This window comes from Mesorhizobium sp. B2-3-2 (assembly GCF_006442295.1).
In the GTDB taxonomy this organism is placed as follows: Bacteria; Pseudomonadota; Alphaproteobacteria; order Rhizobiales; family Rhizobiaceae; genus Mesorhizobium.
The window spans coordinates 44,567-66,543 of sequence record NZ_VFWA01000010.1 but is presented as its reverse complement, the minus strand read 5'-3'; the positions used below and the strand labels follow the sequence as shown (position 1 = coordinate 66,543).

At 65.6% G+C, this 21,977-nt stretch carries 22 protein-coding genes; 9 read left to right on the top strand and 13 right to left on the bottom strand.

From position 1 onward, the window contains the following. Window positions 1–7 precede the first annotated feature (7 nt). The 4 genes from FJ964_RS21425 (at window position 8) to FJ964_RS21410 (ending at window position 2,505) form a co-directional block, all read left to right on the top strand. Window positions 8–595 carry an invasion associated locus B family protein gene (locus FJ964_RS21425; RefSeq protein ID WP_140552251.1) on the top strand — a complete coding sequence of 196 codons (588 nt, stop codon included), beginning with the start codon at window positions 8–10 and terminating at the stop codon, window positions 593–595. 13 nt (window positions 596–608) lie between these two features. Then, window positions 609–1,295: a hypothetical protein gene (locus tag FJ964_RS21420; RefSeq protein WP_140552250.1), complete on the top strand. Its 687-nt coding sequence runs from the start codon at window positions 609–611 to the stop codon at window positions 1,293–1,295. 49 nt (window positions 1,296–1,344) lie between these two features. Continuing rightward, window positions 1,345–1,812, top strand: a complete 468-nt coding sequence (locus tag FJ964_RS21415) for a DUF4189 domain-containing protein (RefSeq protein WP_140552249.1) — start codon at window positions 1,345–1,347, stop codon at window positions 1,810–1,812. A 201-nt stretch (window positions 1,813–2,013) separates the two neighbouring features. After that, complete coding sequence (locus tag FJ964_RS21410; protein ID WP_224713340.1) at window positions 2,014–2,505, top strand: invasion associated locus B family protein; 492 nt, start codon at window positions 2,014–2,016, stop codon at window positions 2,503–2,505. An 18-nt stretch (window positions 2,506–2,523) separates the two neighbouring features. Here the strand turns inward: FJ964_RS21410 and FJ964_RS21405 are convergent, their stop codons facing one another. Further along, window positions 2,524–4,509, bottom strand: a complete 1,986-nt coding sequence (locus tag FJ964_RS21405) for an ABC transporter ATP-binding protein/permease (RefSeq protein ID WP_140552247.1) — start codon at window positions 4,507–4,509, stop codon at window positions 2,524–2,526. 293 nt (window positions 4,510–4,802) lie between these two features. Here FJ964_RS21405 and FJ964_RS21400 point away from each other — a divergent pair, with 293 nt between their 5' ends. After that, window positions 4,803–5,243 (top strand): hypothetical protein, encoded by a 441-nt coding sequence (locus FJ964_RS21400; RefSeq protein ID WP_140552246.1) that lies wholly within the window; start codon window positions 4,803–4,805, stop codon window positions 5,241–5,243. A gap of 48 nt (window positions 5,244–5,291) precedes the next feature. Here the strand turns inward: FJ964_RS21400 and FJ964_RS21395 are convergent, their stop codons facing one another. From FJ964_RS21395 to FJ964_RS21355, 8 genes are all read right to left on the bottom strand, one after another. Further along, window positions 5,292–6,272, bottom strand: a complete 981-nt coding sequence (locus FJ964_RS21395; protein ID WP_140552245.1) for an ABC transporter permease — start codon at window positions 6,270–6,272, stop codon at window positions 5,292–5,294. A 244-nt stretch (window positions 6,273–6,516) separates the two neighbouring features. Further along, a complete protein-coding gene (locus tag FJ964_RS21385) occupies window positions 6,517–7,491 on the bottom strand; it encodes an ABC transporter permease (RefSeq protein ID WP_140552244.1) in 975 nt (324 codons plus the stop codon). Further along, window positions 7,488–9,038, bottom strand: coding sequence for a sugar ABC transporter ATP-binding protein (locus tag FJ964_RS21380; protein WP_140552243.1), 1,551 nt, complete (start codon window positions 9,036–9,038; stop codon window positions 7,488–7,490). Before FJ964_RS21380 ends, FJ964_RS21385 begins: the two co-directional genes overlap by 4 nt. A 291-nt stretch (window positions 9,039–9,329) precedes the next feature. Next, window positions 9,330–10,379 carry an ABC transporter substrate-binding protein gene (locus tag FJ964_RS21375; protein ID WP_140552242.1) on the bottom strand — a complete coding sequence of 350 codons (1,050 nt, stop codon included), beginning with the start codon at window positions 10,377–10,379 and terminating at the stop codon, window positions 9,330–9,332. A 110-nt stretch (window positions 10,380–10,489) separates the two neighbouring features. Then, window positions 10,490–11,404: a sugar phosphate isomerase/epimerase gene (locus FJ964_RS21370; protein ID WP_140552241.1), complete on the bottom strand. Its 915-nt coding sequence runs from the start codon at window positions 11,402–11,404 to the stop codon at window positions 10,490–10,492. Between the two features lie 38 nt (window positions 11,405–11,442). After that, complete coding sequence (locus FJ964_RS21365) at window positions 11,443–12,978, bottom strand: mannitol dehydrogenase family protein (RefSeq protein WP_140552240.1); 1,536 nt, start codon at window positions 12,976–12,978, stop codon at window positions 11,443–11,445. Then, window positions 12,975–13,757: an SDR family oxidoreductase gene (locus FJ964_RS21360; protein WP_140552239.1), complete on the bottom strand. Its 783-nt coding sequence runs from the start codon at window positions 13,755–13,757 to the stop codon at window positions 12,975–12,977. Before FJ964_RS21360 ends, FJ964_RS21365 begins: the two co-directional genes overlap by 4 nt. Before the next feature lie 70 nt (window positions 13,758–13,827). Continuing rightward, on the bottom strand, window positions 13,828–14,715 hold the full coding sequence (locus FJ964_RS21355) for a MurR/RpiR family transcriptional regulator (protein ID WP_140552238.1): 888 nt from the start codon (window positions 14,713–14,715) through the stop codon (window positions 13,828–13,830). A 331-nt stretch (window positions 14,716–15,046) separates the two neighbouring features. On the opposite strand from FJ964_RS21355, the gene FJ964_RS21350 reads away from it, so the two are divergent. Together FJ964_RS21350 and FJ964_RS21345 are read left to right on the top strand one after the other, a co-directional pair. Further along, window positions 15,047–16,231 carry a Gfo/Idh/MocA family oxidoreductase gene (locus tag FJ964_RS21350; RefSeq protein ID WP_140552237.1) on the top strand — a complete coding sequence of 395 codons (1,185 nt, stop codon included), beginning with the start codon at window positions 15,047–15,049 and terminating at the stop codon, window positions 16,229–16,231. 286 nt (window positions 16,232–16,517) lie between these two features. Beyond that, window positions 16,518–17,051 carry a sterol desaturase family protein gene (locus FJ964_RS21345; RefSeq protein ID WP_140552236.1) on the top strand — a complete coding sequence of 178 codons (534 nt, stop codon included), beginning with the start codon at window positions 16,518–16,520 and terminating at the stop codon, window positions 17,049–17,051. Window positions 17,052–17,110: 59 nt separating this feature from the next. On the opposite strand, the gene dinB is transcribed toward FJ964_RS21345, so the two are convergent. Beyond that, window positions 17,111–18,352: a DNA polymerase IV gene (gene dinB / locus FJ964_RS21340; protein WP_140552235.1), complete on the bottom strand. Its 1,242-nt coding sequence runs from the start codon at window positions 18,350–18,352 to the stop codon at window positions 17,111–17,113. A 142-nt stretch (window positions 18,353–18,494) separates the two neighbouring features. Here dinB and FJ964_RS21335 point away from each other — a divergent pair, with 142 nt between their 5' ends. Continuing rightward, window positions 18,495–18,731, top strand: coding sequence for a hypothetical protein (locus FJ964_RS21335; RefSeq protein ID WP_140552234.1), 237 nt, complete (start codon window positions 18,495–18,497; stop codon window positions 18,729–18,731). Between the two features lie 113 nt (window positions 18,732–18,844). On the opposite strand, the gene FJ964_RS21330 is transcribed toward FJ964_RS21335, so the two are convergent. Then, window positions 18,845–19,261, bottom strand: coding sequence for a helix-turn-helix domain-containing protein (locus FJ964_RS21330; RefSeq protein WP_140552233.1), 417 nt, complete (start codon window positions 19,259–19,261; stop codon window positions 18,845–18,847). Window positions 19,262–19,402: 141 nt separating this feature from the next. Between FJ964_RS21330 and FJ964_RS21325 the strand changes: the two genes are divergently transcribed. Beyond that, the gene (locus FJ964_RS21325) at window positions 19,403–19,990 is read left to right on the top strand and encodes a dihydrofolate reductase family protein (RefSeq protein WP_140552232.1); all 588 of its coding nucleotides are present in this window, start codon (window positions 19,403–19,405) and stop codon (window positions 19,988–19,990) included. A 119-nt stretch (window positions 19,991–20,109) separates the two neighbouring features. On the opposite strand, the gene FJ964_RS21320 is transcribed toward FJ964_RS21325, so the two are convergent. Then, window positions 20,110–20,868 carry an alpha/beta hydrolase gene (locus FJ964_RS21320; RefSeq protein ID WP_140552231.1) on the bottom strand — a complete coding sequence of 253 codons (759 nt, stop codon included), beginning with the start codon at window positions 20,866–20,868 and terminating at the stop codon, window positions 20,110–20,112. Between the two features lie 110 nt (window positions 20,869–20,978). After that, window positions 20,979–21,893, bottom strand: coding sequence for an alpha/beta hydrolase (locus tag FJ964_RS21315; RefSeq protein WP_140552230.1), 915 nt, complete (start codon window positions 21,891–21,893; stop codon window positions 20,979–20,981). Between the last annotated feature and the right edge of the window lie 84 nt (window positions 21,894–21,977).

Sequence of the window (21,977 nt, the reverse complement as noted above, 5' to 3'; positions counted from 1 at the left end):
GGCGGGAATGAACGGGGCAACCAGCCATCATGCCCGGCTCTTCCTCCTGACCTGCCTGGCGGCTGCCGGCGGCCTCTCCCTGGCCGCCGGGTCGGCCGCCGCGCAAGCGACCGCGCCCTACAGGATCAAGCCGTCCGAGGTGGCGGTGCCGCCGGAGGTGAAGCTGGGCCAATACCAGCGCACCATCCGCCCCTTCGAGAACTGGACTCTGATCTGCGACGAGAACCTCAAGGCGCGCAAGAAAGTCTGCAACGTTTCGCAGGTGATCGAGGACGGGACTGGCAAGATGGCCTTCAGCTGGTCGCTCGCCGCCACGCAGGACGGCAAGCCCTACATGATCCTGCGCACCGCGCCGAACGCGAAGAGCGACGGCCTTGTGTCGGTGAAGTTCGACGGCCGCGACCCGATCGGCGTTCGCTTGAACGGCTGCAACGAAATGGTCTGCGTCGGCATGCTGCCGGTGGGGCCTATCATGCGCCAGCAGATAGTGCAGAAAGCGACGCCGGCGATCTCCTACCCGACCGTCGACGGCCAGACGATTACCGTGACCGCAACGCTCAAGGGACTGTCCGAGGCCCTTGCGCCAATCAAATAACCGAGGCAGCACCGTGAGCCAGCAAGACCCGTTCATCTCCCCAGCGCGCGGCCCGAGCGTGGAGCCGGACCGCAAGAGGATCGTCGAGCCCGATCGCAAGAGGGTCGCCGAGCCGCAGCGACGGTGGCCGCGCGTTCTCGGCTTCTCGCTGCTGGGTCTGGCCATGATCGGCATCGGCTTCGCCGCCGCCAACTATGCCGCGATCGCCGGCCTCGTCGGCACCCCGACTGCCGCCCAGGCCGGCACGACGCCGCCCGCATTGCCGGACTCGCCTTTCCTCGAACATGTCAAACAGGCCGGCGTGCAGGCCTGCTCGACGATCTTTCCGGTGCTCGGACAGGTCCTGACGACGGGCTCGAAATACAGCGTCAAATCCTTGTGGAACGACCAGGCCGCCGACAAGCACGCCGTGCAGGCCCTCGTCGGCATGGATTATGCGACGGAAAAATACAGCGGACCGGCCGCCGGCGTGGTTTTCGCATCGCCCACCGCTTCCGGCTGCGAAGGCGCGATGGTGCGGGTGGCGCCGTTCGCCAGCGCTTGCTCCGACATTCCCTCCATCCTTCCGCAAGGCAGCAAGATCACCGACCATCTCGGCCAGGTGGAAGTGTACGAGCTCGGCGGCAATTCGGGCGAAGCGCTTCTGCTGCCGACCGGCAACAGCTGCGTGGTGATCTCGATCGCGTCCGCGTCGAAGTGAGCTACGGGATAGGCGAATGGGCGAGGGCTCCTGGAAAGGATTGCAGACCATGAAATCGCGACGTCTGGCAGTTTTGTGCATGGCCCTGCTGTGGAGCGGGCAGGTTGTCTCGGCCGACCTTGTGGCGCCGCCGGAGCCGGAGCCGAAGGAGGAAAAGGGCATCTGGGGAGCGATCGCCTATTCCAGCGTCGATACCAAGCACGGCTTCTTCTGGGGCGCCGACAAGCGCCAGGAGGCGAAGGATGCCGCGATGAAATATTGCGAGAACGCCGGCGGCAAGGGCTGCACTGTTGTCACCGTATTCCGCAACCACCGCCATTGGACAGACGACGACGAGACGGGCTTTCCCTACAAGCACTGCGGCGCCCTGGCCGTGGCTAAGGAGAAGCAGAGCGACCGGCTGACGCCGTGGGGCGCGAACTCGGCCGAGACCCGCAGGGACGCGGAAGACCTCGCTTTGCATGCCTGCGAGGCGGCGGGAACCGAATGCAAGATCCGCGAGTGGGTCTGTACCTGAAGCGCGCCGGCCGAAACGGATTCGGGCGAGGTGCTTTGGAATTGCTTTTGCACCCTGCGTGAGGCAGATGACGGTGCCCTCGGATCCCGAAGATCGCACCGGTTTTCGGGGCCATGCGCGTAAAAACCCCGAAAGAGAAAGTCGCAATCGTTGTTTGACAGATTTGTTCTTCTGAAGGCGGCCGCACTCTGCGCGGCGGCCCTGGCCGCATCGAGTGCCTGTGCGCAACAGCAGCAGGCGGCCACGCTTCCAAACGGCGCGTCGTCGCTCCAGGAGACCTATCAGGACTGGAGCCTGGCCTGCACCATCCAGGACAATGCACGGTCCTGCTCGGTTTCGCAGGACCAGACGCAGAAGAACGGCCAGAGGCTGCTGGCGGTGGAGTTGCGCTCGGGGCCGAAGGGTGGATTGAGCGGAACCCTGCTTCTGCCTTTCGGCATCCTGTTCGATCCAGGCGTGACGATCCAGATCGACGACCAGCCGCCCCTCGGCCAGTTGCGGTTCCGCACCTGCCTGCCGAACGGATGCGTGGCGCAGTTTCCGATCGACCGGGCGCTGGTGCAGAAGCTGAAGGCGGGCGGCGTATTGACGCTCAACGTCATCACCGACGCCGAGACCAAGCTCAACTTCCCCGTCTCCCTGAAAGGCCTCGGCGCCGCCCTCGACCGCGTCGCGGCGCTGAGCGGCCGCTGAGGAGGGACGAAGTAGGCTTTACTCCAGCTCGCGCGGCCTTTGGGCCGGAGCGCCGGAGCCCCACAAGGCGCGCCCGAGCAAGTTTCGTCTGCCCTTGCGCGGCACAAGATCGATGTCGCTGACAAGCTTCGCGCCGCCCTCGCGCCGCTCCAGTGTGATCTTGCGGCTGTGGAAGGCCTCCAGCTCGGCGCGATGCGCGACGCTTATGATCGTCACCTTCGGCAATTCATGGATGACGGTCTCCATCATCTTGTCCTGGCTCTTCTCATCGAGGGCCGACGTCGCTTCGTCCAGCACGACGATATCGGGGTGGTGTAAGAGGAGGCGCGCGAAGGCGAGCCGCTGCTTTTCGCCACCGGACAGGGTCTGGTCCCAGGGCGCGTCCTCCTCGATCCGGCCGGTGAGATAATCGAGCCCCACTTTTTCCAGGGCGGCATTGATCTTCTCCAGCGTCCAATTGTCGGCGGCGGCCGGATAGGCGACCGCGCGGCGCAGCGTCCCGGAGGGGATGTAGGGACGTTGCGGTAACATGAACAGCCGCCTGCCGGGGTGGAAGTCGACGCTGCCGCCACCCCACGGCCACAGACCCGCGACGGCCCGCACCAGCGTGCTCTTGCCGGAACCGGATTCGCCGGCCACCAGCACCCGCTCGCCAGGCTCGATCTCGACCTCGGTTTCCTTGACCACGCCGGTGCCGTCGTCGAGCGACACCGAGAGATTGTCCAGGCTGAGCATCGCGCCGTCTTCGGTTTCGCCGTGCCTGATGCGTCCCAGCGCATCGCTGCGTTCAGCGCGCTCCAGCCCGTCGAGCGACATCATCAGCGAGGCGATACGCCGTGCCGAGGCGTTCCAGTCGGCGAGACGGGGATAGTTGTCGACCAGCCATCCGAACGCGCCCTGCACGATGGCGAAGGCGGAGGCGGCCTGCATGACCTGCCCGAGGCTCATGCTGCCTTCGAGAAATTTTGGCGCGCAAAGCAAGACCGGCACGACCGGCGCAAACAGGCTCGACCCCTGCGACACCAGGGCTGTGCGCATGTGCTGGCCTGTCAGCAGCGCCCATTGCCGGAGCACCGTGCCGAACGTCTTGTCGATGCCGCTGCGCTCCTCCTCCTCGCCCCCGAGCAAGGCGATGCTCTCGCCGTTTTCGCGCACGCGCGTCAGCGTGTAGCGGAAATCGGCTTCCGCCTGGTTCTTCTGCTCGGATAGCCGCACGAAATGGCGGCCGATGACCACCATCGAGGTGGAGGTGATGGCGGCGTAGATCACCGCGGTCACCACGAGGAAGCCGGGGATGGTGATGCTCCAACTTCCGACCGGCAAAGTCAGCGCCCCACCGATCGTCCACAGCACCACGATGAAGGTGGAGGCCGACAGAAACGCGTTGAGGACACCGGAAATGAAATCCACGGGCGACTCCGTCGCAATCCGCAAATCCTCCGCTATGCGGGCTTCAGGGTTCGTGTGGTCGCCGCTCACGAGGTTCAGCTGATAATAGCGGCCGCTTGCCAGCCAGCGCGCGATGATCGCGGTGGTCGACCAGGAACGCCAGCGGCGCTGGATCGTCATGCGAAGGTAGACTTGCGCAACGACAAGACTTGCGCTTCCAACCACGAGCGGCGGGAACACGGCACTGAGCACATAGACGGTGTGGGCGTCGCGCTGCTCGATGGCGTCGAAGATCGAGCGGTTCCAGATGTTGATCCCGTACTGGAAGCCGACATTGATGCATATCAGCAGCAACAGCCCGATTGTAAACGGCCAGGCCAGCTTGTCGCCGCGCGTGCTCCAGTAGCCGCGCGCGCTGATCCAGAAGCGCCTCAGCAGGTATCGCTTGCGCGCCTCCTCGGCCTCCTGCGGCGTCAGCTCCGGACCGGGTTCGATGGCCCCAGGCGGCGGCGCAGGTTCGCCCACGACCTCGGACGCAACTTCGACAGTCGAGGCCTTCTCCTGGTGCGACTTCCCTGCCTTGCGCCGCCTGGCGCCGTCGACCGATTTCGGCATGAGTTCAGCCTCGGATGTAACGGCGACAACGGCCTAAAAATCAAAAGGTTTCACGAGGCCCGCTCCAGATGGCGGCAAGGTTCTCCCGTGCTCCCATGCTCAATCCGCGACGCCGCCCGCGGCCGCTGGACAATTCACCCACTGGCCGCCCCGTTTCGTGACTGTCTCCTCACGGCCGGAGCGAGACCGTGTGCTTGGAACCAATGATGGGCGAGACTGTTTAGCCATGAACTTCGATGCGACGCCGACGTCCCGGCCCGGCCGGTAGGCGCAATCTTGAGGAGCGCTTCGTCATGAAGATTTCGTCCAGATTTCGTTCAGTCGCGATTGCCGTCATCACCGCCGCGGGCGTTGGCTTTGCCAGTGCCGCGCACGCCGACAGCGGAACGATCCGCTTCTCTGTCTACAAGGCGGCCTTCTTCATCGGTGGCTCCGGAGGCGAGGGCACGCTGACCTTCCATGGCCGCCGGTATCCGATCTCGGTCGGCGGCATCTCGGGCGGCCTCGCCTTCGGTGCCTCCAAGACCTATTTCCGGGGCACCGTGCGTCATATCAAGCGCGCGCGGGACGTGACCGGGGTGTACGGCGCAGCGGGCGGCGGCGGCGCGCTCGGCAAAGGCGCCCAGGTGATCGTCATGACGAACGACAAGGGCGCCCAGCTCGAGCTCACGGGCAGGCAGGTAGGGCTGCAAGTCAACGCCGATCTCAGCGGCATGAGCATCACGGTGAAGTGAGCGCGGTTACTGCGTTGGTGTTTCGAGGGATGGGCCGGCGGCCCCTCCCTACCGCTCCTCCACGATCCGCAGATAGGCCGCGGTCACGAACAGGACGATCAGGCCGAACAGGATCCTTCTTGCCCCCTCCGGCATCTGCAAAATCGTCAGCAGCGTCGTCAGCACGGTCAGGATCAAGGCACCGATGATGGTGCCGGTATAGCCGCCGCGGCCGCCGAAAATGGACGTGCCGCCGATGACGGCGGCGGCGACCGAGGGCAGCACCAGCGGTTCGGCAAGGGACAGGGATGGGGCCTTGATCAGGCCGATATAGAGCAGGCCGGTGATGCCGGCGAGCAGGCTGGAGAGGATGTAGAGTGCGGTGATGACCTGCCAGTAGCGCACGCCGGAGAGGCGGGTCGCGCGCTCATTGTCGCCGACGGCATAGAGCAGGCGGCCGAAACCGGTGCGGTTCAAGCCGAAGACGATCAGCACCGCGACCGGGATGAACAGAAGCAGCGCGTTGGGAAACCCCGCGGTCACGCCGGTGCCGAGCCAAGCGAGGAAATCAGGGATCTTGGCGCCCGAGGCGATCACCGTGCGTTGATAGACCTGCAGGAAGCCGGTGCCGATCAGGCTGGTGCCCAGCGTCATGATCAGCGGATGGACGCGGAAGACGCCGACGCCGATGCCGTTGACGAGGCCGATCAGCACCGCCGGCATCATCGCCAGGAGGAAGGCCACGGCCGGGTCCTGGTTGACGGCTTGGGTAGCCATGATGAAGGCGCTCATCGTCGCCACCGTGCCGACCGAGAGATCAATGCCGCCGGTCAGCATGGTCATGGTCTGGCAGCCGGCGAGGATCGCCAGGGGAATGGCGAATTTGATGGTGTTGGCGATCCAGCGCTCGTTGACGATGCCGGGGCGCAGGATCTGCAAAATCACAACCAGGACGACCAGCAGGATGATCAGCGGGATCAGCGGCCGGTCGGCCATGAAGCGTTTGACGCGGCGGCCGAAGGGGACGGGTGTGATCGCGGTGGTGCTCATGGGGCTGCTCGTGACTGCGATGGGGCGGGATTCTGCGAGGCTGGCGCCCTACGGCGCCCCCCTCTGGCCTGCCGGCCATCTCCCCCTCCAGGGGGGAGATCGGATCGCGCGACGGCTTTCGCAAATTGTCGGGGTTGCAAGAATGAGCGAGGCGCCGAAGCTGCCAATCTCCCCCCTTGAGGGGGAGATGTCCGGCAGGACAGAGGGGGGCGCCGTAGGGCGCTACGCGCCAAGTCATTCCCCCTCACGACTGCCGCCCCCGCATCGTAATGAACGCCCCGAACATCACCACGGCGACCATGATCAGGCCCTCGATGATGGCGGTGACGTTGGGGTCGATGGCAAGCAGGGTGAGGTCGGTGCGCACCAAGCGCAGCACGAAGACGGCGACGATGGGGCCGAGCAGGCCGCCCTTGCCGCCGCCCAGCGCCACGCCGCCCAGCACCACGGCCGCGACGCTGGCGAGCAGATAGGGGCCGGGGATGGGGGCGCCGATGCCGGTGCTCATGGTCAGCGCCAGGCCGCCCATGGCCGCGAACAGGCCCGACAGCGCATAGGCGATGATGCGGGTGCGCTTGACCGGCACGCCGCTGCGGAAAGCCGCCAGCTCGCTCGAGCCGATGGCGTAGATGGACAGGCCGAGGCGCGAGCGCCTCAGCGGTATCCAGACGATGCAGAGACAGATGATCAGCACCAGCAGCGCCTTCGGCAGCCAGGCGTCGATGTTCTGCGGCAGGCCCGGTATCGGCACGGTGCCTGAAATCATCGCCTTCAGCCATTCGGCGGCGGCCCCGCCCGGCGCGCCGAGCACCAGAAGGGCCGCCCCTTGCAGCACGAACAGCATGGCGAGCGTCACCACGATGTCGGGGACGCGGGTGACGACAATGAGCAGGCCGTTGAGCGCGCCAAGCACAAAACCCATGGCCAGCACGAAAGGCACCACGAACAGCGCGTATTCTTCCGAGGCGCCGGCCATCATCGAGGCGGCGGTGACGCTGGTCAGCGCCATCATGGCGGCGACCGACAGGTCGATGCCGCCGGCGATGACGACGACGGTCTGCGCGGCCACGGCAAAGGCGTAGGGCAAGACGGCCCGCGCCAGCGAGCCGAAATCGCCGCTGCCATAGCCGGGCTGGATCAGCTTGGTGATGACGAACAGCACGATGAGGAGAGCGAACAGGCCGGCGACCCAGCCCTGGCGGCGCAGGAGATGGCTCATGGCGTCGCCTCCGGTGCATCCGGGGCACTTGCTGTCGGGTCCGCCAAGATGCCGACATCGGCCTTGACGCCGCGCGGCAGGCCGTAGGCGGCGCGCATCAGTGCCGGCTCGTCCGCCTCCTCGACCGGGAAGATATCGACGACGCGGCCGCCGAAGATGACGATGACGCGATCGCAGACGCGCTGCACCTCTTCGAGTTCCGAGGTGTAGAACAGCACCGACTTGCCGTGGCCGGCGAGCTCGCGCAGCAATTTATAGATCTCCTGCTTGGTGCCGACATCGATGCCGCGCGTCGGGTCGAAGCACAGGATGGTGCGGGCGTCCGCCGCGATCCAGCGGGCGATGGTCACCTTCTGCTGGTTGCCGCCGGACAGGCGCTGCACCTCGCCTTGCGCTCGGGTGTCGATCTGGAGGCGCGCGATGGCGCTGGCCACCGTGGCGCGCTCCTTGCGCATGGCGATCGGCCCCCAGTTGCGCAAGGCGGCGCTGAAGGGCAGCGCGATGTTCTCGCGCACCGAGCGCTGCATGGCGAGGGCCTCGGAGCGGTCGCCCGGCACATAGGCGATGCCGGCGCGGATGGCGTCGATCGGATGGGTGAATTTCGCCGGCTTTCCGTCGACCTCGATCGTGCCGCCGGACGGTTTGATCGAGCCGGCAAGGGCGGCGAACAATTCATCCTGGCCCTGGCCTTCGAGCGCGACAACGCCGACGACCTCGCCATCGGCGAGATCGAAGGAGACGTCGTTGAGCTTGGTGCCGACGCGCAGGTTGTGCACGGCAAGACGCGGGCGGGCAGGGGCCGACGTGGCGGCCTGGCCGGCGGCGCGGGCGGCCACCTTGGTCTTCTCGATGCGGGCGCCGAGCATCAGCTCGACGATCTTTTCCTCCACGCCGGGCTCGATGTCGAGAACGCCGACGGTCGCGCCGTCGCGCAGCACGGTGGCGCGGTCGCAGAGCGCCGAGATCTCGACGAAGCGGTGCGAGATGAAGATCACGGCACGGCCGCTGTCGCCTTGGCGACGCACGACTTCCAGCACTTTTTCAGCGAGGTTGGCGGGGAGCGCCGCGGTCATCTCGTCGAGCAGCAGCACGTCGGGTTCGACGGCGAGCGCCCGCGCCAGGTCGAGCACGCGCAGTACCGCCAGCGGAATGTCGCGCGCGGTGTCGCGCAGGTCCAGGTCTGATACGCCGAGTTCGCGCACCCAGGCGCGGAACGGCTCGACAGGCGTGCCGGTCAGCCGCAGATTGGACAGTATGTCGAGATCGGGGATCAACGACGGTTCCTGGTAGACGGGCAGAAGGCCAGCGCGACGCGCGGCGGCGGGCGAGCGTATATCGCGCGCCTCGCCACGGATCAGGACGCGCCCGGCCGAGGCAGGAACCGCGCCGGTCAGGATCTTCACCAGCGTCGACTTGCCGGCGCCATTGGCGCCCATCAGGGCATGCACCTCGCCCGGCAGCACGGACAGCGACGCGTCGCGCAGCGCGGCAACCGCGCCGTAATTCTTGGCGACGCCGGAGGCGTCGAGGAGGGGGCTGGTGGTCAAATGGTTTGATTCTCGTTCAAGAAACTATCGCTGGCACTCTACGGCGCCCCCCTCTGTCCTGCCGGACATCTCCCCCACAAGGGGGGAGATTGGCAGTTCCGATGCCGGCCTTCCCTTCTCCCCTTGTGGGAGAAGGTGGCCTCGCGAAGCGAGGTCGGATGAGGGGTGCTCCAGGGAGCACTAACGTCTCACTCCGCTGGAACACCCCTCATCCGTCTCGGCGCTGCGCGCCGATCCACCTTCCCCCACAAGGGGGAAGGAAGAAGCACGCCCCGGCTCGTCAATCCTGTTTTACTCGCCCGGGCCCTTGCAAGCCACGATCTGGTCCTTGGTGTACGTCGTCCAGTCCGGGATCGAGATCGAGACCGGCCATTCCGGGCTGAGCGACGGATCGGCGGCGGCTTTCAGCTTGGCCTTGCCTTCCTCGGTGGCGTTTTCCCAGAGCTGCGGCTCGACCAGAACGGTCTGCTGCGCCGGCTTCTTGCCGTCGAGGATCTGGAGCGCGAGCGTCACGCCGGCGCCGCCGATCGAGCCGGGATTGGTCACGGCTGCCCCGACCAGGTCCTTGACCGAATTCAGTTGGCCGACGAAACCGGCATTGTCGGCGCCGACGACCGGCACCATCGGCGCCTGCGATTCCACCAGCGCGTCGACGATGACGTTGTCGATGCCCGAGGTCCACACGCCGTTGAAGGGCGTGCCGGTGGCGAGGAAGGACAGCATCTGCTGCTTGGCCTGGTCCTGCTGCCAGCCGGTGAACACTTCCTGCGCGACCTTCACGTCGGGGAATTCGGCCAGCGCCTTCTTGAAGCCCTTGTCGCGGTCGCTGTCGGCCGAGGCGCCGGCGGCGCCGCGCATATAAAACACCTCACCCTTGCCGCCCATCTGCTGGAACAGCCATTTGGCGCCGAGATAGGCATATTGTTCCTGGTTGTTGGAGATGATGTAGGCCGACGGTTCGGTGACCGCCTGGTCGACGGCGACGACAACGATGCCGGCCTTGGTGGCTTCCTCCAGCCCCGCCTTGATGCCGGCGGGATCAGCCGGATTGACGACGATGGCGTCGACCTTCGCGCTGATCAGGTTGCGGATGTCCTCGAGCTGCCCGGCGGCGTCGGTGTTGCGGTGGGCGATGTTGAGCTTGGTCACTTCGCCGGAGGCCAGCGCCTGCGCCTTCATGGCGCAGACCATCTCCTCGCGCCAGCCATTGCCCTGCACGGTGTTGGAGATGCCGATCGTGTATTTGCCCTCGGCGGACGAGACGCCCATCGAGGCCAGCAAGGCAGCGCCGGCAAGGAGCGGAACAATGGGCAGCGGCGCCATGGTCAGGTATTTCTTCATTTCAGATTTCCTCCACTTTGATTTTAATTTCAATTCCAAGTCGTTACACCGCGCCGCTCAGAAAGAGATTCAGGCGGCGTAATTCAAGTTTCCGTTTCAGTTTTCCGCCGTCATTTCACGAAGGGTCGCAACACGTCCCGCGCGAGCAGGAAACCGCGCTTGACCTTATCGTCGCTGCCCTCGAACCACCGGTCCTCGTGCTCGATGATGATCGGACCGTCATAGCCGGCACGATAAAGGCCGGAGAAGAAGCCGTTCCAGCCGACATCGCCCAGCCCCGGCATGCGCGGCACCTGCCAGCCTATGCCAGACGAAAGGATTCCGCGCTCGTACAAACCATCATGATCAATCATCAGGTCCTTGGCGTGGACATGCAGCATGTAGGGGCCGAATTCCCTGATGAAGCGGGCCTGGTCGATCATCTGCCAGACCAGGTGCGAAGGATCGAAATTCATCCCGACATCGCCGCCCCAGGTTTCGAGGATGCGGCGCCAGACCAGCGGCGAATAGGCGATGTTGTGGCCGCCCGGCCATTCGTCATGGCTGAAGATCATCGGGCAGTTCTCGAAGGCGAGCTTGACGCCGTGGTCGCGCGCATGGGCGACGATATCGGGCCAGACCTCGAGCGCGTGCTGCCAGTTGACGTCGACGGTCTTCGAGGCATCGCCGCCGCAGAAGGTGTTGACCAGGGGCACGCCCATATTCGCGGCCAGCACGATCACCTGCTTCAGGTGGTCGATCACCGTCTTGCGGTGGGCGGCATCGGGATGCAGCGGATTGGGATAGTAGCCGAGACCGGAAATGGTCAGCCCCTTGCCGGTTAGGTTTGCCGCGATGTCCCTGGCCTGCGCCGGCGAGGTCGCGGCGGCGTCGATATGGCTTGTACCGGCATAGCGGCGGCTGGCGCCCGAGGCTTTCGGCCAGCAGGCGATTTCCAGCGCCTCGAAGCCGGCCGAGCTTGCCCAGTCGGCGACCGCGTCGAGCGGCGTCTCCGCGAACGGTGCGGTGAGCAGTCCAAGCCTCATAATGCCTCCCCTGATCGTGAATTCACGACCGATTCCTACTATGCAGATCGTGCCGGCTGCTTCAACCGCTCATCTGCCGGTTGCGCGCATGCACGCCTGACGGTTGCCATCGGATCGTCCGACAACAGCCCGTCGAGCGCCGATGTGACGGCCTTGCGGAACATGTCATTGGCGGCGAGAGCGGGATCGAAGATGGCGTCGATCGCCAGGATGCCCGCGGCCAGCGCCGGGACATCGCGTCCGCTTGCCTCCGCTATGCCAGCGATCTTGCCGGCATAGGGGTCCGACACCGGCCAGCGCCGGCCGAACCGGGATGAGGCCTGGATCAGATAGGCCATCCAGCCGGCGACGGATACCGACAGCAGCGCAATGCTTTTTGCCTCGCCCAGCCGATCGCGGATCGGGTTGAGCAGGCGTTGAACGATCTTTTGCGAGCCGTCGGTGGCGATCTGGTGGTTGCGGTGGCGGATCGCGGTATTCTTCAGGCGGCCAAGGCTCTGCTCGACATAGGCTGATGGGTCCATGCCGGGCACCGGCTTCAACGTTGGCAGAGTCTCCTCGACGAGCATGCGGCGCACGAAGGCTGACAGCAGCGGGTCCGCCATCGCATCGGAAGTGTGTTCGAGGCCGGCCAGCACGCCGAGATAGCTGAGCGTCGTCTGGGCGCCGTTCAGCACACGCATCTTGAGATGCTCGAACGGCGTGACGTCGTCGACGAAGGTTGCCCCCACCAGGTCCCAGCGCGGCGTGCGGCCGGCGAATTTCTGCTCGATCACCCATTGCCGGAACGGCTCGCCTGCGACGACGGCTCCATCGTGATAGCCGAAAAGCTGCTCGACGCCGTCGAGATCGGCCTGCGTGCTCGCCGGCACGATACGGTCGACCATGGCGCTTGGGAAGGCGGCATTGGCCGCGATCCAGCCGGCAAGGCCGTTGCCGCGCCGTTCGGCAAAAGTCCGCACGACATTTTCCAGGATTGTGCCGTTGGCCGGGATGTTGTCGCAGGAGAGCAGCGTCAGCGGCCGGCCGTGCGTGGCCATGCGTTGCTCCAGCGCCCGCGCCAGAATGCCGGGCACGCTGCGCGGCGTCAGCGGGTTTGCGAGATCGTGGACGATGTCGGGATGGTCGAGGTCGAGCGCGCCGCTGGCCGGGACATGGCAGTAGCCCTTTTCGGTCACGGTCAGCGTCACGAATTCGATGTCCGGGGAGGAGAGCACTTCGAGCGCGGGCATAGCGCCCGCCTGGCTGTCGACAACGCGCACGATGCTGCCGATGACGCGGGCCTCGACATGGGAATCCTGGCGGATGAGCCTGGTGTAGAGCCCGTCCTGACGGCCGAGCGTATCGGCGAGCGCCGGCGGACGGATGTTGATGCCGACCACGCCCCAGCGGCCGAAGCTCCGCGCCAGGAGGTCGTCGGTGTATTCGGCCTGGTGGCAGCGGTGGAAGGCACCGACGCCGAGGTGCGCCATGCCGGCCTGGAGTAAGGCACGGTCATAGCCGGGCCTTTGCACCGTCGCCGGCAGGCGGCCGAACAGGGCCGGACCGAGCGTCTCGTGCGCGGCTGTGCTCACCGGTTGGCTCCGATCACCCACTGTTCCTGGTCGATCAGCGCGCCGGTCATCGGTCCCGCGGCGTCGGAGAGAAGGAAGACGGCGAGCCTGGCCACGTCCTCCGCCGAGAACAGCCGGCCGAAGGGCTGCGCGGCGTTGGCGGCATCGAGCCAGCCCGCGCCGTGGCCGAGCGTCTCGGCCTGCATGACGCGCTCGGCGGGCGTATCGGTCCAGCCGACATTGATGCCGTTGACGCGGATGCGGTCGAAGCGGTGGGCGTTGGCGGCGTTCCTGGTCAGCGTCGCCAGCGCGCCCTTGGTGGCGGAATAGACGGCGAGCTCGGGCGAACCGCAATGGGCGTTGATCGACAGGATGTTGACGATCGCGCCGCCCTGGCCCCGCTTCCGCATGTCGGCAATCGCCGCCTGCATGAGGAAGAAAGGGGCGCGGGCATTGACGGCGAACAGCGAGGCCCAGTCCTCGGGGGTAGCATCGAGGAAGGAGGCCCGGTCGGTCAGGCCGGCGGCATTGACGAGGCCGTCGATGCGGCCGAAGCGGTCGATGCAGGCTTGCGCAAGAAGGGCAGGGGCTGCCGGGTCGGAAAGCTCGGCGGCGACGAAGTGTGCCGGCGTGCCGGTTTGGGAAAGGTCCGCAGCGACGGCGTCGCCGCGCGTCCTGTCGCGGCCGGTGACCAGCAGGCCGCCGGCGCCGGCACGCGCCAGCGATTGGGCGACCGCCCGGCCGATGCCTTGCGTCGCGCCGGTGACCAGCACCATCTTGCCGTCGAGCTGAAGCTCCATTCCTCCTCCCGGAACAAAGTTTCTATTTCTGGAAATATGGAATGTCAGTTCTCGTTAGTCAACCGCGCGATCATTCTGCCCGTTGGGCCACGACGCCATGGACCAAAGCCATGCCGACGGCGAGCGACGCCGCCAGCGAGCGGAAGCCTGCGAAGTCCTGTTCCACCACTTCCAGCCAGGTGTCCGAGAACTTGACCAGCGGAGAAAAAGTGCTGTCGGTGATGGTGACGATCCGCGCTCGCCTCTCATGGGCGACCGCGACGAGGTCGGGCGTGATCGAATTGTAGGGGCTGAAGGAGACCGCCAGCACCGCATCGCGTCCGCCGATGCAGCCGACCTGGTCGAGCGCGGTGGAGCCGACATTGTCGACCAGCACATTGCGCACGCCTTGCTGCGACAAGGTCAGCGAGAGATAGCTGGTGACGGGAAAGGCACGCTTGGAGCCGATGACATAGATCAGCTCGGCGGCCGAAAGCAGCGCCACCATTTTCTCGAAGCTCTCCGTATCGAAGCCGGCCTCGATGCGGCCGAGCGAGGCCTGCGAGGCACCGACAATGCCGCGCAGGAAATGCAGGTCGGCGTTGGGCTCGGTCCGCTGCTCGCCACGTCCCTCCGGCCAGGACGCCTTGACATGGTCCTTGAACAGGCCCTGGAAATCGGAAAAGCCGGCATAGCCGAAGATCTGGGCGAAGCGCACCAGCGTCGAAGGCTGCACCCCTGCCTGCGCGGCGACCTGTGCGATGGTGCCGAGCGCGACATCGCTCGGATGCTGCCACAGGAAGATCGCGACCTGGCGCAGCCGCTTGGGGAAATGGACCGTGCCCGACGACAGCACCGCGCGCAGTTCCTCATAAGTCTGCGGCTTGATATGGCCGAGCGCCGCCAGCGAGCGCCCGCGCTTGCGGGTCGCCGCCTCGTCGGCACTGGACCGTCCGGATGTTTTGCGCGCCCCGCTCATGATTTCAGGCTAGCGCGATACGATCGTTTTACAATATGAAAATTGGAAATCCTGTTCGAAGGTGATAGCCGTTCTGCAGCGAAGAAGTTCGATCTGTTCAACCATAGCGCTCTACGGCGCCCCCCTCTGTCCTGCCGGACATCTCCCCCACAGGTGGGGAGATTGGAAGCGTCGACCGCGACGCCTTTCATGCAACGCCGGCAATTGGCGAAAGCCGGCGTGACATCCGATCTCCCCCCTTGAGGGGGAGTTGTCCGGCAGGACAGAGGGGGGCGCCACAGAACTCGACAGTGGGTGCTGGGCAAACAAACTATCGGGAGGAATCATCAGCATGGTCTATGCGACATCCGACGGATCGGCGGGCAAGCGTTTGCGCGTCGGCATGGTGGGAGGCGGGCAGGGCGCCTTCATCGGCGCGGTGCATCGCCTCGCCATGCGGCTTGACGACCAGATCGCGCTGGTGGCCGGGGCGCTATCGTCCGACCCCGGGAACGCCGCCGCCTCGGCCGCCGAGATCGGCATCGCGCCCGAGCGCAGCTATGCCGATTACCGCATGATGGCAAAGGCGGAGGCTGCGCGCCCGGACGGCATCGAGGCGGTCGTCATCGTCACCCCCAACCACCTGCATGCGCCGGTCGCGACAGCCTTTCTCGAAGCCGGCATCGATGTGATCTGCGACAAGCCGCTGTCGACGACGCTGGGCGAGGCGCAAGCGCTGGTCGCGCTGGCGCGGGAGAAAAATCGCCGCTTCGTCGTCACCCTCAACAACACCGGCTACGCCATGGTGCGCCAGGCGCGCGAGATGGTGGCGGCGGGCGAACTCGGCCGCATCGTCTCCGTGCACGGCGCCTATATCCAGGACTGGCTGACTAGGCCGATCGATGCCGACGGCCAGAAGCAGGCGGAATGGCGTACCGACCCGGCGCGTGCCGGACAATCGGCGGTGCTGGCCGATATCGGCGTGCATGCCTTCAATCTGGCGAGTTTCATCAGCGGCCGCGAGGCCGAGACGGTGTCGGCCGACCTGTTCACCGCCGTGCCGGGACGGCGGCTCGACGACAACGCGCATGTGCTGGTGCGCTGGGCGGGCGGCGCACGCGGCACGATCCTGGCCAGCCAGACGTCGCCCGGCCACTATAATGATCTCTCCGTGCGCATCTATGGCGACAAGGCCGGGCTCGAATGGTCGGGCACGCGGCCCGAGGAACTGCGTTTCTCCAGATATGGCGAGGAAACCCGCACGCTCGTGCGCGGCGGCCATGGCTCGACGCAGGAAAGCCGGCGCGTGTCGCGCATGCCGGCGGCGCATCCCGAAGGCTATATCGAGGCCTTCGCCAATTTCTACCGCGACGCCGCCGACATCATCCGCGCGCATCGCTCTGGCGCTGCCGTCGATGCGGCCCGGGCGGCGCAGGTGCCCGATGTGGTCGACGGTGCGCGCGGCGTGAAGTTCGTCGCCGCGGCGGTGGAGTCGAACGCGGCTGATGGGGCGTGGACGGCGGCAAGCTTCGGGTGAGGGCGTGCCATCGGACGCGAAGCACGCCATCGCGGCCACGTCGACGGTGCCGCGCTGTTGACGGCGATCACGAGTTGGCTGTCCATTCGGGACCACGCTGAGTTCCGCCATTTTTCAGTTCGTTGCGAGGCTGGTTTCGAGGGCAGCAGCCGGTTGACTGCTTCCAAATCGTTGCCGCGGACCTTGCGCGAGGTGATTGCGACGCTATGTCAGGTACATCCGCGTTGCTTCTCGCGCGCGCGTTCGGCAATCTCATCGCTTCTTCGGCGTTGAAGGCTTGGTCCCGATGGAACTCGGTCTCGTTGGATACTATAGCGATTTCGTGGTGTATCCGCTGGCGATCGTCGTACTCGCCGTCGCCGGACTGCTCGAGGCCGGAGAAGAAAGTGCGCCGGGCTGGCTGGCCACGGTCATCGCTTGTCTCTGCTTGTGGACGCTGATCGAATACGTCATGCACCGGTTCGTCCTTCACCACATTCCCTGGATCAGGGATCTGCACGACCGCCATCACGTCGAGGAGCGCAGTCCGGTGGGCACGCCCACCTGGCTCAGCCTCGGCGTGCATGCGCTTGTCGCGTTCTTCCCCATATGGATGGCTTCGGATTTCGCGGTCGCCAGCGCGGCGAGCTGCGGGCTGATGCTGGGCTACCTTTGGTACATCAGCATCCACCACATGATCCATCACTGGCATCCCAGGCATCCGAGCTATCTCTACACGCTGAAGCGCCGCCACGCGCTGCATCATCATGTCGACGAAAACGTCAATTACGGCGTGACGTCGCTGTTCTGGGATCGGGTCTTCGGCACGATGCGCCTCTGAAGCAAAGAGGTGTGCCATTCGGGCAGCGCAGGTCTGACGGACGAGACAGCCATTCCCGTTCACAATTCCTTCTGCGCCAATTCCCTGAACTCGTCGGGCACGGAACGGGCCGCCTCCAGCGCCACGGTGCCGTAGCCGACGGCCTGTTTGCCGAAGCGCTCGCGGATCTTGTCGATGGCGCGGTCGGCGCCGAAGCGGGCCAGGCCCTTCCTGGTGCCGGGGCGGCGCTTTTCGTCGGCGAGGCCGAGCGGCAGTTCGAGCTGCAATTCGGCACTTTCCTCCAGATGCGAGACGGAGATCGCCAGCAGCGAAATCGTCCTGTCATGCGGATGATCGGCAAGCACGCCCCGTACCAGGCCTGTCGCGATCTCGGCCAGCATCACCGTCGCCGAGATCGGCTGGTCAGATGTGATCGAGCGGGTGACGGCGCTGAGGTCGGCGAAGCGCACGCGCACCGTCACCGTGCGGCCGGGGCGCGCCTTGGCGCGCAACCGGCTGGCGACGCGGTCGGCCAGATGCAGCAGGACGGGGATGTAGACGCTTTCCAGCGCCGGCTTGCGGCCAAGCGCCGACTGGGCCCCGGCCGAATGGGCGCGGCGATGTGTTTCCAATCTGCGCGGGTCGCGGTTCCACGACAAGGCGGCGAGCTTTTCGCCGGCGGCGGGGCCGAGCAGCCGCGCCAGCGCGCCGCTGTGCGTCCTGGCTAGTTCGCCGATGGTCTCGACGCCGATCTCGGCCAGCCGCGCCTTGGTCGCCGGGCCGACGCCCCACATCAGCGAGACCGGCAGGTCGTGCAGGAAGGCGATCTCGGTGCCGGGCTCGACCACCACCAGTCCGTCGGGCTTGGCCACCTGCGAGGCGATCTTGGCCAGGTGCTTGGTGCGTGCGACGCCGATCGAGATCGGCAGGCCGAGTTCGCTCCGCACGCGGCGGCGAATGGTCGAGGCGATCTCCCGCGGCTGTCCGAACAGATGCGTGCAACCGGCGACATCGGCGAAGGCCTCGTCGATGGAGATGCGCTCGACCAGCGGCGTGAAATCGTCGAGCACCTTCATCGCGGCGTCGCCGAGCCGCTGGTAGTCGCGGAAATTTCCGCCGACGAAGATCAGCTGCGGGCAGAGCTCGCGCGCCTTGCGGCCCGGCATGCCGCCGCGCACGCCGAAAGCGCGGGCCTCGTATGAGGCGGCGAGCACGACGCCGCCGCCGACCGCGATCGGCTTGCCGCGCAGCGACGGGTCGAGAAGCTGCTCGACCGAGGCATAGAAAGCGTCGAGATCGGCATGCAGGATGGTGGGCTCCATCCCCGGTTCCTCGCCACGTTGTACGATATGGAACATAAAGAGAACAAACATTGCTCGCTGTCAAGCAAGGTCGCGATCTGCCGGAACATTGTCGCTCACAATCGCGTTGACGGGCCGAAGGGAGCTGCATGCGGAGGCTGGCATGGGCAACTTTGAAATGATCGATCTGGTTTGCGTCGTCAACGCCTGCTCGACCGACCGCGCCGCCGGGCGGCTGGTGTCGATGGCCAGGGCCGTGGAGGAATTGCGGGTGCTGACCGGCGATTTCGTCTCGGCCGACGAAACGGTTGCGAATGCATTGAGTGAAGTCGCGCTGCAATGCGGCTGTGCCGTGCTGTTCGATGAGCAGGCGGGCGCCGACATTTTGCGCACGCCATAGCTCGTCGCCGGCGTGCTTGTTTTAGCGCTATTCCGAACAGAGGGCCGTCACACGCTTTCAACGCGTGTTGCCTATGCGTGTCGTTGTCTCGAGGCCGCCTTGGGCGGCATCCATTAACCGAGATGCTCCGCTCGCAGCGCCTGCTTCAGGCGCTCCAGCGCCGGTTCCCCGCCGGCAGCGAGCTTATCGGCGATCCTTGCCAGATGGTCGTCGGCCTTGCGGTGCTTGCTGCCCCAGGCGCCGAGCGTGGCCAGCACGGGCACAAGGTCGATGCCGGCCTCGGTCAGGCGATAGATCGCCTTCAACCCATGCGTGGGATCACCGCTGCGGGTGAGGATGCCTTCGTCCTGCAATGTCTGGAGGCGCTCGGCCAGCGTGCGCGAGGATATGCCCTCGTCGGATTGCAGGAATTCGCGAAAGTGTTTTTTTCCGGCGAAGACCAGATCTCGGATGATGAGCAGCGTCCAGCGGTCGCCGAGCAGTTCGAGCGACAGGTTGATGGGGCAGCCGGACCGGTCCCGCGTCGACATGTGCATGGTTCCATTTTTAAATCGCTTTACTATTGACAGCATTTTCATCTCAGGTCAATAGTTCCAAATGTAAGCCATCGGCAGCCGTGCCGGCCGAGCGGGTAAAACGAGCCGCTCGGCCTTTGACCAGGGAGAACCATAATGAAAAAGCTGATCCTGCAGATGCAGATGTCGGTCGACGGTTTTGTCGGCGCCGACGCGGATCATCGCTGGCAGCTCTGGGAATGGGGCGACGACAGCGCCTGGGACGAGGAGCTGAAACGGGATTTCAACGCCGTCTTCGCCGGCATCGATACCATCGTCTTGAGCCGCAAGATGGCCGAGGAAGGCTACCTCACCCATTGGGGCAATGCGGCCAAGAAATTTCCCAGGGACCCGTTCTATGCTTTTGCCCAGCGCATCGTCGAGGCGAAGAAGGTGGTGCCGAGCGACAGGCTCAAGGCCTCGCGATGGGAGCGCACGACAGTGGTCAGCGGCGACCTGCCGCGGGAGGTCGGCGCGCTCAAGGCCGGCGAGGGCGGCGACATCGCGGTGTTCGGCGGCGCCGGCTTCGCCTCGGCGCTGATCGCGGCCGGGCTGGTCGACGAGTTCCAGCTGTTCATCAACCCGGCCGTGCTTGGCGCCGGACGCCGCATCTTCGACCAAGGCGGGTTCCGGACATTGCGGCTGCTCGGCTCGAAATCCTATGCCTGCGGTATGGTGGTGAGCCGATACGCGCCAGCGGGGTGACAGGGTGGCGTAGGCCCTGCGCCAAAACCGTTTCGGCGGAGTCCCTTGGCCGCGTCTGTTCGTCTTCAGGTGCGACAGTCGCGGTGCGACGAAAGAGCATGCGATGGGACGGTTCTTGGCTATTTCAACGCGTCCGCCGCCGCCAGGATGACATCGGCGACTTCTCGCGGCCTGGAGAGCATCGGGACGTGGCCGGTCGATAGCTCGGTCACCTCGGCGCCGATCGCCTTGGCCATGGCGGCCTCGGCTGCCGGTGGGATCATGCCGTCGTTCTTGGCGACTATGTACCAGCTCGGCTTGGTTTCGTAGGCGGCGGCCTCAAGCCTTTCATCGAAGATCCCTGAGAAAGCCGGTCCCTGGGTGGCGGCTATCAAGCTGATTTCGACCGCCGGGAGGTCTTGCGCGAAGTGTCGGGCGACGCCCTCGGGGGTCAGCCGGAGATAACCGGCGCTGTCGGCTTGCAGCGAACCGGCCCATGGCGCCGGCTGGCCCTTGCCAAGATCGTTGATGGAGACGCCCTTCGGCGGCGCGAAGGCGGCGACGTAGACCAGCGCCTTGACCTTGTCGTTCACGCCCGCCTGGCTGATGACGACACCGCCCCAAGAATGGCCAACCAGGATGACCGGTCCCGGCTGGGCATCGATAACACGTCTGGTCGCGTCGACGTCGGCGGCAAGCGAGCTCAACGGGTTTTGCACCGCCACCACATTGAGCCCCTTGGCTTCCAGCAATGGAATGACCTTGCTCCAGCTCGAGCCGTCGGCGAAGGCGCCATGGACCAGCACGACCGTTTTCTTCGGGGCATTGGCGGTCGATGCAGGTACCGCCGCAGCCATTACAGCCGTGGCTCCCAGAACCAGGAAATCCGATACCGACATAGAAAGTCTCCCATTTGCGCCGACAGCGCCCTTGCGAGGAGCAAGCCGTACGGCTTCGTTTCACGAGATCGATGACGGCAAAGCCCCCGGGTAATCTCCGGAAGCGGCTGCTACTTGGCGAGGAAGTCGGCGATGAGCTTGACCGTTGCATCCGGGTTTTCTTCCATGATCCAATGGCCCGAGGCGGGCACGATGGCTCCGGTCACATCGGCGGCGACGAACCGCAGAATGTCTGCCTGCGTGGTGCCCGCCGATTTTTCGGCGCCGACGGCCAGAACCGGCATGGGCAGTTTGCCGCCGGCGGAAAGCATCGCCTGGTTGTCGGCGGCGTCCTGATCGAATGCCTTGAACTGTTCGAAAGCGTCATGCATGGCATGCGGCCTGGCATAAAGCTTGGCGTAGTGGGCGCGCGTCGCCTCGTCGATCTTTCGGGGATCGGCGGAAAGCTCGTTGTAGAAGCGATCGAGATAGATGCGCTCGCGGCCCTTCACCAGCCGCTCCATGTCGGGGCCACGGAAGTTGAAGTGCCACAAAAGCGGGGTTTGCTTGATCTTGTCCCAGTCGCCGATGCCCGGCAGGGGCGCGTCGATGACAACCCATCTGGTGACACGCTTCGGATATTGCGCGGCCAACGCGTAGCCGACCATGTTGCCGATGTCGTGCGTCACCAGATCGACCTGGTCGATTTTCAGCGCATCCATCACGCCGGCGATATCGACCGCCTGGTTCTTCTTGGCGTAGCCGGTGTCTGGATGTGCGGACAGTCCCATGCCGCGCAGGTCCGGCACGATCACCGTATGGTCCTTCATCAATCTTGCCGCGACCGGCGCCCACATGTCGCCGGTGTCGCCGAAGCCGTGCAGCAGCAGCACTGCCGGGCCTGTGCCGCCGACGCGGACATTCAGGCTGGTGCCGTTGGTCTCGATGGTGCGCGCCTTGAAGGCGGCAGGAAACGGCATTACCCGCGCCATGGCTGGAAAGCTCATCGCAAGCAGGCCGAGGATGATGATCAAAGGACGGAACATGGTATTCTCCCCGAGATTTCGCTCTGCCGCGCGTATCGCAGCCAATGCAGTTATGGCACTATCTGTTTGATTTCGTTAGGCGGC

Coding starts and splice junctions, on each gene's coding strand:
- FJ964_RS21325 (WP_140552232.1), top strand. CDS start 19,403: ATGAAAAAGCTGATCCTGCAGATGCAGATGTCGGTCGACGGTTTTGTC.
- FJ964_RS21315 (WP_140552230.1), bottom strand. CDS start 21,893: ATGTTCCGTCCTTTGATCATCATCCTCGGCCTGCTTGCGATGAGCTTT.
- FJ964_RS21320 (WP_140552231.1), bottom strand. CDS start 20,868: ATGTCGGTATCGGATTTCCTGGTTCTGGGAGCCACGGCTGTAATGGCT.
- dinB (WP_140552235.1), bottom strand. CDS start 18,352: ATGGAGCCCACCATCCTGCATGCCGATCTCGACGCTTTCTATGCCTCG.
- FJ964_RS21355 (WP_140552238.1), bottom strand. CDS start 14,715: ATGAGCGGGGCGCGCAAAACATCCGGACGGTCCAGTGCCGACGAGGCG.
- FJ964_RS21330 (WP_140552233.1), bottom strand. CDS start 19,261: ATGTCGACGCGGGACCGGTCCGGCTGCCCCATCAACCTGTCGCTCGAA.
- FJ964_RS21335 (WP_140552234.1), top strand. CDS start 18,495: ATGGGCAACTTTGAAATGATCGATCTGGTTTGCGTCGTCAACGCCTGC.
- FJ964_RS21370 (WP_140552241.1), bottom strand. CDS start 11,404: ATGAGGCTTGGACTGCTCACCGCACCGTTCGCGGAGACGCCGCTCGAC.
- FJ964_RS21375 (WP_140552242.1), bottom strand. CDS start 10,379: ATGAAGAAATACCTGACCATGGCGCCGCTGCCCATTGTTCCGCTCCTT.
- FJ964_RS21415 (WP_140552249.1), top strand. CDS start 1,345: ATGAAATCGCGACGTCTGGCAGTTTTGTGCATGGCCCTGCTGTGGAGC.
- FJ964_RS21345 (WP_140552236.1), top strand. CDS start 16,518: ATGGAACTCGGTCTCGTTGGATACTATAGCGATTTCGTGGTGTATCCG.
- FJ964_RS21425 (WP_140552251.1), top strand. CDS start 8: ATGAACGGGGCAACCAGCCATCATGCCCGGCTCTTCCTCCTGACCTGC.
- FJ964_RS21360 (WP_140552239.1), bottom strand. CDS start 13,757: ATGGAGCTTCAGCTCGACGGCAAGATGGTGCTGGTCACCGGCGCGACG.
- FJ964_RS21350 (WP_140552237.1), top strand. CDS start 15,047: ATGGTCTATGCGACATCCGACGGATCGGCGGGCAAGCGTTTGCGCGTC.
- FJ964_RS21405 (WP_140552247.1), bottom strand. CDS start 4,509: ATGCCGAAATCGGTCGACGGCGCCAGGCGGCGCAAGGCAGGGAAGTCG.
- FJ964_RS21385 (WP_140552244.1), bottom strand. CDS start 7,491: ATGAGCCATCTCCTGCGCCGCCAGGGCTGGGTCGCCGGCCTGTTCGCT.
- FJ964_RS21400 (WP_140552246.1), top strand. CDS start 4,803: ATGAAGATTTCGTCCAGATTTCGTTCAGTCGCGATTGCCGTCATCACC.
- FJ964_RS21395 (WP_140552245.1), bottom strand. CDS start 6,272: ATGAGCACCACCGCGATCACACCCGTCCCCTTCGGCCGCCGCGTCAAA.